At 46.6% G+C, this 13,257-nt stretch carries 10 protein-coding genes; 5 read left to right on the forward strand and 5 right to left on the reverse strand.

Translation table 11 applies throughout. From position 1 onward, the window contains the following. Nucleotides 1-159: 159 nt before the first annotated feature. Nucleotides 160-729, reverse strand: a complete 570-nt coding sequence (locus tag JGK11_RS02825) for a hypothetical protein (protein WP_293210479.1) — start codon at nt 727-729, stop codon at nt 160-162. A gap of 394 nt (nt 730-1,123) precedes the next feature. On the opposite strand from JGK11_RS02825, the gene JGK11_RS02830 reads away from it, so the two are divergent. Then, a complete protein-coding gene (locus JGK11_RS02830) occupies nt 1,124-1,456 on the forward strand; it encodes a DUF565 domain-containing protein (RefSeq protein WP_293176267.1) in 333 nt (110 codons plus the stop codon). Between the two features lie 488 nt (nt 1,457-1,944). After that, a complete protein-coding gene (locus JGK11_RS02835) occupies nt 1,945-3,042 on the forward strand; it encodes a glycerate kinase (protein ID WP_293176269.1) in 1,098 nt (365 codons plus the stop codon). A 123-nt stretch (nt 3,043-3,165) separates the two neighbouring features. On the opposite strand, the gene JGK11_RS02840 is transcribed toward JGK11_RS02835, so the two are convergent. Next, complete coding sequence (locus JGK11_RS02840; protein WP_293210481.1) at nt 3,166-3,543, reverse strand: hypothetical protein; 378 nt, start codon at nt 3,541-3,543, stop codon at nt 3,166-3,168. Between the two features lie 321 nt (nt 3,544-3,864). Between JGK11_RS02840 and JGK11_RS02845 the strand changes: the two genes are divergently transcribed. After that, a complete protein-coding gene (locus tag JGK11_RS02845; RefSeq protein WP_293191757.1) occupies nt 3,865-4,392 on the forward strand; it encodes an orange carotenoid protein N-terminal domain-containing protein in 528 nt (175 codons plus the stop codon). Between the two features lie 158 nt (nt 4,393-4,550). On the opposite strand, the gene JGK11_RS02850 is transcribed toward JGK11_RS02845, so the two are convergent. Continuing rightward, nucleotides 4,551-4,718: a hypothetical protein gene (locus JGK11_RS02850; protein WP_293176276.1), complete on the reverse strand. Its 168-nt coding sequence runs from the start codon at nt 4,716-4,718 to the stop codon at nt 4,551-4,553. Continuing rightward, nucleotides 4,715-6,583, reverse strand: coding sequence for a PAS domain-containing hybrid sensor histidine kinase/response regulator (locus JGK11_RS02855; protein WP_293210483.1), 1,869 nt, complete (start codon nt 6,581-6,583; stop codon nt 4,715-4,717). The genes JGK11_RS02850 and JGK11_RS02855 overlap by 4 nt, the downstream gene beginning before the upstream one ends. 393 nt (nt 6,584-6,976) lie before the next feature. Between JGK11_RS02855 and JGK11_RS02860 the strand changes: the two genes are divergently transcribed. Both JGK11_RS02860 and JGK11_RS02865 read left to right on the forward strand, forming a co-directional pair. Next, the gene (locus JGK11_RS02860; protein ID WP_293149645.1) at nt 6,977-7,699 is read left to right on the forward strand and encodes a response regulator transcription factor; all 723 of its coding nucleotides are present in this window, start codon (nt 6,977-6,979) and stop codon (nt 7,697-7,699) included. A 616-nt stretch (nt 7,700-8,315) separates the two neighbouring features. Further along, nucleotides 8,316-9,968 carry an alpha-amylase family glycosyl hydrolase gene (locus JGK11_RS02865; protein WP_293176280.1) on the forward strand — a complete coding sequence of 551 codons (1,653 nt, stop codon included), beginning with the start codon at nt 8,316-8,318 and terminating at the stop codon, nt 9,966-9,968. Between the two features lie 183 nt (nt 9,969-10,151). Here JGK11_RS02865 and JGK11_RS02870 read toward each other — a convergent pair whose 3' ends face one another. Then, a complete protein-coding gene (locus tag JGK11_RS02870) occupies nt 10,152-12,827 on the reverse strand; it encodes an EAL domain-containing protein (protein ID WP_366053323.1) in 2,676 nt (891 codons plus the stop codon). Between the last annotated feature and the right edge of the window lie 430 nt (nt 12,828-13,257).

Genomic DNA, 13,257 nt, shown 5'->3' on the forward strand with positions numbered 1-13,257 from the left:
GCAAGATGCCTGTTCCACAAGACATCAAGCTTCTTGTGGGGTGTCGGGCCCGCTCTTGAAAAACGCAATATCTCAGGTTCAATTCAAATCTTGCACCGTTCTCAACAAAACCGCAGAAACCGGGTTTCTCAATCAAAATCTCAGCCCGCAGCTAAGCTTTCACTGCTGCAAAGTTAATTGCCATTCTTCGGCTTTGGGATTCCAAGCGGGCGAGGCTGTCTCCCCGGCGACGTAAGGCCCCCAGTAGCGGCGGGAACCATCCTGAGCAAAAACCACCAGAATGTCTCCCTGTTTGACTTTTAACTTGCCCTCCGGCAGCGATAGCATCAGTCCCTTACCACCACCTTCCCCCGGCGCAAAATCCCAGTGGGCCGGTTTTCCGTAGGATTTCTCGGTTTGCCGTTTCGACAGCAAGGCCACTCGCACTGGGTGTTCGCTGCGGTTGCTGACTCGCAAACTGCCGGCAGCTTTGCCATTGACAGGGATTGAGGAATTGCTTTCTTCCTCTGCTTCTGGGGGTAACTCGGGTTTGGGCTTGCTAGCGGTGTCTGCGGCACCTGTCGCGACTCTCGAAACCGGGGGTGTTGGGGGGAGTGCGGTGGCTGCTGAGGGCAAATCGCTCGATCGAGTTGCACCGTTGGAGATGGTGATTTCAAAACGTCCGAGAAACATTCCTGTAAATAGAACGATCGCCATTCCAATTAATATCTGGTAATTTTGAAGTTTCATAAATTTTATGCTTAAAGGATAGACTGCACCCCTGCAATTAGTCCTACCAATCTTGAATGTAGAATCCGGGGCTACTGTGCCACAAGATACAGCTACACTTAATTACTTGACGGTTCGGGGCTATAAAGCTCCAGATCGCTCAATACCATTTTAGATGTTAAATTTGAGACTTGACATTGCCGGATACTGATCCGGTAAGGATTTGGGGTTGTTCGCGATCGGCATTTTTTAACCCCGCTCAAAAACAGCTACAAGCCCCGATACTCTTGAGGATCTAGCCAAAAACTTGAGACTCCTGTTCAATCTCCCAGCAGATTCAATCCTGCAAGTAAATCTAAAATCTAAAATCTAAAATCTAAAATCGACTCACTCATCCGCATAACTTTTAACTTTTATGCAGAATACCCGAATTAACAGATTGATTGATGTTCTGGGCGAGCAATTTGCACGCTGGGCTAGCAATCCTTGGCGGCGGATTTCGCTGCTGGTAATTAGCCTGCTGTTCGGCAATTTTTTGGGAACTGCTCTTTCGACGATCGCCGGACAAGCCGCTAATTGGGATATTATCGTAGCCGGGATGTTGGTGTTGTTCGCCGAGTTGGCGAACCGACTGGTTTACAGCAGCAGGCGGCTGGTGGCTGGTGCTTTGTGGGTGGAAATGCTCAATGCTCTAAAAATTGGCGTGACTTACAATTTATTTGTAGAAGCTTTCAAACTTGGCTCTTAAAAAATGGTAAAATATTTGTCGCTTGCAGATATTATTTGCCTAAAACTAGCCTCCCCTTAGAAAGTTTTGATACAAGTTTAAAAAAATAATTCCAGTCCGCGCGGCCTCCCAACTCATACAGAATTTTTGAATTAGACCTCTTGCACAATAGCTAGGAACGGGCAAGATGCCCGTTCCACAATTTTTTTTTCTGTGGAATGGGCATCTTGCCCGTTCCAAAATGTGATTAAAACGACTTTTGTAAGATATCTATTATTAAATCATATCGTGTCTGATCGATTAATCGCAGTAAAATTAGTTCGTAGTGCGGACTTTAGTCCGCAGCGTGAAAGCGGACTGAAGTCCGCACTACAAACAGTAAAATTAGTTCGTAGTGCGGACTGAAGTCCGCAGCGTTAGAGCGGACTTCAGTCCGCACTACAAACCATTTTTGTTATGGTAATCGACTCGATATAATATCATCCCATTATCCAATCCTAAAATCTACAATGGTTGGCTCGACTTTAACGCCTGTTGAAATTTTACACCGCTGGCGATCGGGCGATCGCCCGATCGCTCCCGATTTCGATCGCCTCGCCTGTTGGGAACTTGCCGACGATCTGCGATCGCGCGCTTTTAACATTACTCCTGACAACGCAGCCGATGTTGTCCGCCACAAAACCGATTTATTCCTGTCTGTACTCGATCGACTGCATACTTTCCCCGTCAAGTCAAGTGTTTTTCTAGAAAGTTTGTGGAATCTGTGGCTGCCACTGGCGATGCAATTATCGACTGAAAAACAAAGTTTAAACCGGACTTTAATTCAAGGAATTTTAGGAGTCCAAGGAACGGGAAAAACTACTTTATGCCAAGTTTTGAGGCTGATGCTGGGAAAATTGGGATATTCCACAGTCAGCCTTTCTTTAGACGATCTTTACAAGACTTATGCCGATCGCCAAAATCTCCAACAAGCTGACCCGCGTTTAATTTGGCGCGGCCCCCCCGGCACTCACGATATTGACTTGGGAATCTCCGTTTTAGACCAGTTGCGCGCTTCTCACACGGGGGAATTAGCAGCATTTGACAGTCAAAAAATAGAAATTCCCCGGTTTGAAAAATCAGCCTGGGGAGGTGCGGGCGATCGAAGTCAATCAGAACTTATTTCCGGTGCGGATATTGTACTGTTTGAAGGTTGGTTTGTCGGCGTAAATCCAGTCGCCGATCGCAAATTGAACGAGTTTTTGGCGGCGGCGCCGTTTCCGATTTCCACAGAGGGCGACTGTCAGTTTGCGCGCGATATGAATGCGAAGCTGCACGACTATTTGCCACTGTGGAACCGATTAGATCGGTTGATGGTTTTGTATCCCCGAGATTATCGCCTTTCTCAAGTGTGGCGCAATCAGGCGGAACGGGAAATGATGGCTGCGGGGAAGTCGGGAATGTCAGAGTCGGAAATTAATCGGTTTGTGGAATATTTCTGGAAAGCACTGCATCCTGAGTTATATATTCAGTCGATGCTTGAGGGCGATGGCGTGGATTTGGTGGTGGAAATTTTGCCCGATCGCGCGATCGGCAAGATTTGTCGTGCGATCGACTTGATACATTAGCAATACCAATTTTAAACAAATTAGGTACGTAGTTGCGCTTCAGCGCTCTTAGCAAATATCAGCAAAGAGCGCTGAAGCGCAACTACGTACCTTAGAGGGCTAAATTTAAGTCTCGATTCTAAATTAACTGCCGGGAGTACCCATTTCGATCGCCTTTTGCACCAAATCGTCCGTAACATTGCCCGGTGCACCTGTGCGGTTAACTTCCTTAGCCATCGCTAAAAAATCATCGGGATTTCCCTGTGCATCCGCCGGCATTGGGATTTCTTTAGCAGCGGGAATCTCAAACTTAGGCGCAGTTGCAGCAGCGGCAGCTTCGGCGCCGGCACTCGTGCGATCGATATCGCTAACGCTGAATTCTTTTGAAGCTTCGTAGTCGGCTGATACATTAACCTCAGGCAACTTTTGTTCTCCAGCTTCTACGCTTTCAGTTATCTGTTGAGCATCAAATGTTTGAGTGTTATCTAATTCTGTATTCACTTGAGGATTAACTTCAGACATAGCCGACTCCTTGTTACTTTTATTTAACAATTCAATATAATTATTGTCGCTAAAATTCCTATTATTTTCATCTTCCCGCAGATGTATTGTTGGCTTCTATCTCAAGGATGATTTATTTTAAGACGTTGGCTCAGCATTACACCAGTTTCCGAAAACAAGACAACTCTCTGCAAGCTCAAAACCCTTATGAAATAAGTCATTTCAAAATCTAAAATCTAAAATCTAAAATCTAAAATCGCATTACCTCTCGGGGATGGTGACTTGTACCTACAAATGTTGATATTTATATATTCTGGAAGCATTTTTAAGGAATTTTAACTTATGAACTCACCCGCCGCGACCAATACTCACGCTCTCTCAGACGATACTCAAAACATGGTTGATAAAATAAACGGTTTGGGTACAGATGAAAAACTGGCACTGCTCTACTTTATTTATGAAAAAATGGGAGACTCAATTACACCAGCCGCTCCCACTGCTGCGGAACCAGAGTTAGCTCCCATGTTGCTAAATGATTTTTACAACCTTTCCCACGACCAACAACTGAATATAATGCGAGGTATTGTCAACGGTGACGACACGCCTTATTCTCGCGCTTACGGAGCTTTAACTGCTAACAATCAGTTGCTGGTTTGGTATGCTTGGGCTATTGATATGGGGGATAAAATTGTCGATATCCCCGAAGGATATGAGGCAACTGAGGCTGTGAATGGCGTGTTAGATCAAATTGAAGGTCTGGAGTTTGAACAGCAAATTTCGGTGCTGCGCGATGTAGCTAATAATATGGGCTACACCGATGTTAAACCAATTGCTACTCAGGCTCAAGTTGGGAAAACTTCTAGTCTTTAGATCGGACTTTGCTAAAGCCCTCACTATAAAATTGATTGCAGGTTCGTAGTGAGGACTTCAGTCCTTTCCATTCCTAAGCGGTAAGGTGCACACCCTACTGATATCAATTCCGGTTACACCGGAATTGCAGAGGAGACGGCAGTGCCGTTTCCCCACAATTAATAGCGGTAGGGAAACGGCACTGCCGTCTCCTCATTTCGGCTACTAATAATTCCGATGCTACCGGATTCGATAATTCGATATTCGATATTCGATATGACCTTCGTTAAATCTGTTACATCCGTTCCAAAATCGGTTGCCGAACTTGCTTCTGCTATCAATATCAAAAATGTTTGCAGTCAGGAATTGACTTTTTGGGGTTAATTTTTCGCGGGATTTCGATCGCAAATCTCGAACCTTTTTCTAGTTGACTTTCGACCGTAATTGTGCCGTTCATCATTTTGACTAACGAGGCACTAATCGCTAGTCCTAAACCAGTGCCTGGATATGGGCGGGTTGTGCTTTGGTCGGCTTGATGGAATTTGTCGAAAATGTGGGGCAGATCTGTTTCGGAAATGCCGATTCCTGTATCCCGAACGGTGATAATTAGCCGATCGCCCTCTAATTCCCCTACCTCAATGCAAATGCAGCCCTGATGAGTGAATTTAACCGCGTTGGAAATCAGATTCACCAAAACTTGCCGCAGCCGCAACTTGTCATTAACGATACACCGATCCTGCAAGCCCACGCAGACGGACATTGCCACATTCTTTTCGGTAGCTTGATTTCCGAATTCCAGAGCCACATCCATTACTAAATGCGCTAAATCAAATTCTTCAATTTCTAATTCGGTGCGACCGCTCTCGATTTTGGAGAGGTCGAGGATATCGTCGAGCAGGACTAGCAGGTTTTTGCCGTTATTTAAAATTCGCCCCACCATATCTATTTGCTGCGCGCTCAGCAGTTGTTTGTGCTGGCGCAGCAGCAATTGGGAAAAGCCGATAATCGCATTCATGGGAGTTAGCAATTCGTGGGACATGGTGGCCAAAAATTGCGATTTTAACTTTGCTGCTTCTAGCAGTTGCAATTTTTGCTGTTGAATGCGCCGCCCCTGATTTTCCAGTTCTTCCTGTTGGCGAATTAGCAGCTCGTTTTGCAAGTCTAAAAGTTGTTCCTGCTTTTTTAATTTTTCGATCGCCCGCGTGCTGTTAATCGCGATCGCAGCTTGTCTTCCCATCACCGCCAGCAGTTGCACAGATCCGCTGTCAATAGCCGTCCTGTCTTGGACATTACCGATCGCCAAAACGCCCAAACGCCCGGTTTCCCGCGACTCGATCGCCGCAGCACAGGCCGCCGCCGGCACTCCTGGGCCCGACTCTGAGCGCCACAGTTGAGACTCTCCCGTCGCAAACGCTTTCAGCAGAAGCTTGTCTTGTATCTGCGGGGTTCTGCCCGCAGAAAAGTTGGCCGCGCCCCCGACAGCGCTGAGTTTGAGGCCGCTGGAATCGCACTCCGGGAGCGCAACCAGGCAAAATTCAGCTCCGGCGATCGCCTCCACAGTCGCGTCTGCGATCGCTTGCAACAACTCGCACAAGTTACCGTTGCGCTGGCTCAACAAATTTGTAAACCGCTCGATCGCCTGCAAATCACTCCCTGCGTCTATTTTGCCCAAATTTTTGCCTGTGAAGTTAACTTCCGGACACGCTTGGCGGCCCCAAATTTCTGCTTCTGCTGCGAGCGAGCCTTGAGTTTGTGCGATCGCCTCCATATCTGTGTAAGTTCCCACCCACTCCAAAACATCATGACTGTCAGGGTTGGCGGGCGATCCTCTGGCCAAGTTCCAGCGGTAAGTGCCCTCTTGCGCCCGGAGACGAAATTGTATTTCGTAACTTTGGGGCGGCCCAGCATCCGGGCGCGATCGCGCCAACAGACGAGCGCAGTCTTCTGGGTGAACCTGCGCCAGATAGCCGAAACCCAATGCTGCTGCTACTGGTACCCCCGTGTACTCCTCCCAGCGCTCGCCTAAATAAGTCGCCCAGCCGCTGGCATTTGCTTTCCAAACTATATGAGGAATTGCCGACCACAGGCGATCGTTCAGAGTTTCGCCGTCGCAAACTAGGTGTTGGGGGGCTGTTATTTCTGATACCTTGTATAGTATTTCCGCGTCGGAAAAGTCCGAGCGAAAAGAGTTATTGGCGTGATAGTGAGTCATAACTGGTTTTATAAATAAGCATTCAACTTGAGCCCTAACACCGGCTCAAGACTCGTGCTGCTAGCTTTATTAATTTTGACGGCCAATGTGCATCAAAAGTTTTTATACTTTAAATCTATCTCGGTAGTGATATCTTTACCTCTATCAAGGGGCGGACAATGGGATAATTCAGTTACACTGTTTAAACATTGAGAGCTTACCTGTCCCGATCGCGCTTTCCCCGCGCCGCAAAATAATTTAAAAATTTACTTGCAATCTTGGCGGCTGCATGAGTATGCTGGAAAAAGATGTGCGGGCTGTCAAACCCTAAATCAGGACACATTCTCAAATTTACTCAGTTTGGCTGAGTCACTTGACGATATTTTAAAAGTTTAGCGGACTATTGGAAGAAAGATGAGTAAAATTCGCGTTGCTTTAATAGAAGACCACGACCTGACAAGAGTCGGCATCCGCACAGCTTTACAACAGCGTGACACCATAGAAGTTGTCGGGGATGCAGCTAACGCTACAGACGGATTGAAACTGCTTCAGTCTACCAAACCTGACGTGGCAATTGTAGACATTGGCTTGCCAGATTTTGACGGCATTGAACTGACACAAAAATTCAAAAAATCGATAGCAGCCGACTCCGATCCCGATACCAAAGTTTTGATTCTGACTTTTCAAGACAACGAAGAAGAAGTTCTGGCAGCTTTTGCCGCCGGAGCTGACTCTTACTGCATGAAAGATATCAGCTTCGACCAGTTGTTGGACGTAGTAAAAGTAACCCATGAAGGTAACTCTTGGATCGATCCGGCGATCGCTCGCATCGTGCTGAAACAAGCTCGCACTAAGGAGTCGGCTCCAGAAGAGCCGAAGCCTGAGGGCAAAAGAGTCACAATTAAGGCTGCCGAACCCGAGTTCAGTCACATCATTGAAACTTACCCTTTAACCGAGCGGGAGTTAGAAGTTTTGGAACTGATCGTGCAGGGTTACAGCAATGCTGCTATCGCCGAAAAGCTGTACATTACTGTCGGTACAGTCAAGACTCATGTCCGCAATATTCTGAACAAGCTGTGCGCTGACGATCGCACTCAGGCGGCCGTTCTCGCCCTGCGTTCTGGCTTGGTTGGATAAAGCCTCACCAGCAGGCAAAAGCAAGTTAAAAGTAGGGTGCGCCCGCGCACCTTACGCATTAATTTTAGGATGCGTACTGCGCGCCGACCGACTAATTGTTGGCGCTTGTATAGGGTATTATTCGGCGCACTTTACTGCCGAAGATATAGGCTTAAATCTCAGAATCGCCAGCCGAATAATCTGATGTTTTAAAAGCTATATTTAAGTCCGCATCTATCCTTGTGCAGATATTGAAGATCATCTTTTTCTGTGTAAATCTACCTTAAGATAGATGCCAAATACTTCTCAGATTATTAATACTTATACTTGAGCAAGGTAAAGTTATATATAACAACCGCACCGGACGTTTAGAACGTTCTTAATTGCTCAAACCATTGGTTTTCTTCCTTATTTCTTCTTCTTCCTTCTTCCTTCTTCCTTCTGATAAAATTCCGATCGCACTGTCGGTATGGCGCGATGTCACTTCATAAAATGCGTAGGCTCGGCCAGATACTCATACTTTTAGGAATAGTTAAGCACTTACATAAATTATATCCGCAGAGTGATGCCAGAGTTCGCTTCAATTTGCGAGATTAAAACTATCTACTGCTCCTGAAAAATCTTAAAAAGAGGCATTATGAGCGCTCCAATTGAATTCCAGTTATTTGCTCCCTACAACAAAGGAGCTGCCTTGATGGGGTCTTTTTCTAATTGGGAAGAAATTCCGATGGCAAAGGACGAAGAAGGTTATTTCCGCACGCGAGTTGAGTTGGAGGATGGCGTTTATCAATACAAATTTCGCGTGCAGTCCAAAAGCTGGTTTCTGGAGGCAGATCAGTGGGTAGATGTGGTAGATCCCTGCGCGACTGATATCGACGATCCCACTCAAAACGGCGCGATCAGAATCAAAGATGGCGATCGCATCGTGGATACCTACGTGTGGCAGCACGATGACAAACCGCTACCAGCCGATCGAGAATTAGTAATCTACGAAATGCACGTTGCCGACTTTTCCGGTGGCGAAGCCGATCCCCTCGCCCGCGGCAAGTACGAGCACGTCGTCGAAAAACTCGATTATCTAGTCGAACTCGGCGTTAACGCGATCGAACTCATGCCCCTCAAAGAATACCCAGGCGACTACAGTTGGGGCTACAACCCGCGCTACTTCTTCGCTGCGGAGTCCAGCTACGGCACCACCGAACAACTCAAAAACCTGATAGACGAGTGTCACGGGCGCGGAATTCGCGTCATCATCGACGGGATTTACAACCACTCCGAATCATCCAGCCCCCTCACCCAAATCGATCACGATTATTGGTACCACCACGCCCCCCGCGATCCAGACAACAATTGGGGCCCAGAATTCAACTACGAATTTTACGACGAAAACTTAGGAACTTACCCGGCGCGCAAATTCATCGGCGATACAGTCCGCTATTGGATTCAAGAATACCATCTCGACGGCATTCGTTTCGACGCAGCCCGACAAATTGCCAACTACGATTTCATGCACTGGATAGTTCAAGAAGCCAAAAATGCTGCTGGCCCAAAACCCTTTTACACCGTTGCCGAATACATTCCCGAAACTCCCAGCATCACCAATATAGACGGCCCGATGGACGGCTGCTGGCACGACAGTTTCTATCACTGCATAGTCGAACATATCTGCGGCGATACCTTTGATTTAGAACGGCTCAAAGATGCGATCGACTGCAAGCGGCAAGGCTTCTTGGGTGCTACCAATGTAGTGAATTATCTGAGCAATCACGATCACGATCGCGTATTCTCAGAATTGGGCGATCGCGGGATTTTGGATGAACCAGCATTCAAGCGGGCGAAGTTGGGTTCTGTATTGTTAATGACAGCAGTTGGCGTACCGCTGATTTGGATGGGCGAAGAATTTGGCGAATACAAAGCCAAAACGATCGAGCAAGCAAAAATTGACTGGACGCTGCTGGGAAATGACATGAATAAAGGTTTGTGGGAATACTACAAAGGCTTGATTCACCTCCGCAAAAACAACCAAGCACTTTACACCGAAAACATCGACTTTTTCCACGAAGATCCAGACTCGAAAGTGTTTGCTTACACTCGCTGGAACGATGAAGGTTCGAGAGTTGTAGTAGTGGCAAATCTGTCAGAAAATTATCTGGCGGGTTACAGCGTTCCTCACTTCCCGGCAAACGGAACTTGGCACGAATGGACGGGCAATTATGATGTGGAATCTGGCGATGACAATATTACGATTGACTTGCCGGAATACGAAGCCAAAGTGTTTGTTTGGCAGTAATCTGTTAGGTACGTTGTTGGGCTTGGGCCCTCTGATTATATATATGAAAGAGCGTTTAGGTACGTTGTTGGGCTTCAGCCCTCTGATTATATATATGAAAGAGCGCCCAAGCGCAACAACGTACCTTTATTTAGGGTTACTTGCGAGGAATTTTATTTTTTACACGCACCATAGCAGTATTTCTCATTGTGAATCTAAACTACATATTTTACTCAGTTGATTTTCTAGATACAATTGGGTTGCGGCCGCCGCCGGTATGGGTTTGCTAAAGAAGTAACCCTGACCCATATCGCATTGAAGCGATTGCAAAAATGCCAACTGTTCTGCTGTTTCCACTCCCTCAGCAATCACCTGTAAATTCAGGCCCTGTCCCAGGGCGATCGCCACTTTCACAATCGTAGCACCGCTGTTGCCGTTGAGCAAATCTGCCACGAAGGATTTATCTATTTTTAAATTATTCAGTGGGAAGTTTTTCAGAGACCACAGCGAAGAATAACCTGTGCCAAAATCGTCCAGAGAAATTTGAATTCCCATTTGCTGCAACTGCTGCAATACCGACACCGTAAAATTTACATCTGTCATGGCAACTGTCTCGGTAATTTCTATTTCTAAATACTCGGGATTTAACTCGGTTTCTGACAAGATTTTAGCAATGGTTTCTACCGTGTTAGCTTGTAGAAACTGACGACCTGATAAATTCACAGCTACCCGTACTGGCGGCAATCCCAATAACTGCCACTCTCGATTTTGCAAGCAAGCTGTCCGCAGTACCCATTCGTCAATTTGGCAGATTAATCCTGTTTCCTCAGCTAAGGGAATAAATCGATCGGGAGGAATCAAACCGCGTTCGGGATGCTGCCAGCGAATCAAAGCTTCCATGCCGACTATTTGGCAAGTATTTAAGTTGATTTGCGGTTGATAGTGCAGCACAAACTCGGAGTTTTTTAGGGCTTTGTAAAGAAGATTTTCTAAGTTAAGTTCTTCAGAGACTTGATTGCCGATCGCCCGCGTGTAAAAATGATAATTATTCCGACCTTTCTGTTTAGCTTTGTACATCGCAGCATCAGCATTTTTCAGTAAGGTTTCTGCATCTTCTCCGTCATAAGGAGCCAAAGCAATTCCCAAACTAGCCTTAGTATAAAGTTCCCGACCGTCAAAATCAAAAGGAGTGCTTAAACTCTGGATTATTCGCTGGCAAACCTTAGTTGCGTCCTCTGGGCTGTTGATATTGTACAGCAGCAAAGTAAATTCATCCCCGCCCCAACGGGCGATCGAATCCCCGAGGCGCAAACAGTTAGTCAAACGCCGAGATACACCTTTCAGCAACTGGTCGCCCACTGGGTGGCCGAGAGTATCGTTAACATTTTTAAATCTGTCTAAGTCTAGAAATATCACCGCCAACATTTCTGCATTCTGGTGAGCGTTAGCTAAAGCTAAAGACAGCCTTTCATTAAACAGCAATCTATTAGCTAAACCTGTTAATGGGTCGTGAGAAGCTTGATGTCGCATCATCGCCTCGACGCGCCTCTGCATGGCAGCCATGTACAGGTGAGTTCCTAATGATTTTGCTAGTTTCTGTTCCTCGCTGCTCCACTTTTGAGCTTCGCCGATTTTGATTTCTTTCCAAGCTGCAAAGGACTGTCGGGGTCGATCGCTCCGGGCGTCGGAACTGCAACGGCCAGCCCACAAAATTTCGGTTTCTACGGCTGCGCGAAAAATGGTGAGACAGCCGATGCACTGTTGGCGGTATTGCAGCGGTACTGCCAAAAATGACCGAATGTCAGCTTCGAGAAAATTTGCAGATAAAGATTTGACTTGAGGTTCTTGAGCAATATCGGAAATCGCGTACAAGTGCGGGACGATTAAATTAGAAATATTTGTATCAATTGAACTGTAATGCTCGGAATATAGATTTTGATAAATGCCTAATTGGCTGGTACTGTCGGCAGTTTTTGGTTGCTCGTCTTGGTTGGCCCACCCCATGATCTGCTGCCAAAACTCGGTGAGTTCGAGATTGGTGTCTGGAGGCTGCTGCCCGCAGGTATAAAGTTTAGCCGGCCGATCGCCAAATTCGGCGGCAATGTACAAGCGTCCTCCCGAACCGTCCAAATGCTTGACACTTTGTTCGAGAACTGCTTGCCGAATTTCGTTTAGTTCCAGAGGAGAGTGCAGCAAACTGCTAATTTGGTTGACAACGGCTTCGTCGCGCGCTTGCTGTCGGGCTTGAGTGAGGAGAAAAGATTGGGCGATCGCAATTGAAAGCTGATCCACAAGCAACTGTACCATGTTCAATTCTCGATCGCTAAACCGTTTGGGTTGACTGTGGTGACAGGCCAGCAGCCCCCAAAGTTGATTTTGATGTACGATCGGCACCGTCAGAGAAGAACGCACCCCCATAGCCTCCAGATATTCTGCGTGACAGGGGTCTACAGGACAATAGCGAATATCTTCAACCGCTAAAGTTTGGCCGGTTTCGGGACAATCTAAGCGATTAATTATTTTATGCTGCAATCCCACATCTACAATCACTCGCTGCCGCGCTTTGACAAACATTTCGCGCGCACTAGGCGGAATGTCCCCCGCAGGAAAGCGCAAACCCAGCAGAGATGGCACATTTTCGCCGTTGATGGCCTCGGCAATCACCTCGCCGCTACCGTCTGCATCAAAGCGATAAACTTTTACCCGATCGCTTCCTAAAAAGCTGCGGATTTCTCGCGCCGTTGTCGTCAAAATCTCTTGCAGTTCTAAAGAGTTGCGGATGCGATTGGTAATTCGATTGAGTAAAATCTCTTGTTTTAAATTCGCTCTTGACGTTTGTCTAACTCTTCTGCGGGCCATCCCTTTTAATCTCCAGGGCAATTGACAGCATTTTTGCGAGCCACCTTGTTAACTCGCCCTGAACTATAGACTACAACACTTTCGCTCAGTCTGTGGGATTTACGCAACCAGAGAGCCAGAAACCCAGTTTTTATGAATATTTCTGGTTTTCACACAAATTTTCGGTAGGAACTGGGTTTCTCAAAAAGACCTCTTCCAAAAATAACTAGGACGGGCTCTCCGGCCCGTTCCACAAAAAACATTTTTTATTAGACCTCTTGCATAAGTCTTCGATCGATCCTTCAACCGCAGATTTCAGAAAGATAAACACAGATAAACGCAGATAATTTCAGGGTGTTTTCCGATTTTTGCAAGAGGTCTATTGTGGAACAGGCCGGAAAGCCTGTTCCACAATTTGATTAAAATGACTTTGGCAACAAATCTAAAGACTTTGATGCGGACTCGCATTCCT

The organism is Microcoleus sp. PH2017_34_RAT_O_A, assembly GCF_020737885.1.
Taxonomy (GTDB): domain Bacteria; phylum Cyanobacteriota; class Cyanobacteriia; order Cyanobacteriales; family Microcoleaceae; genus Microcoleus.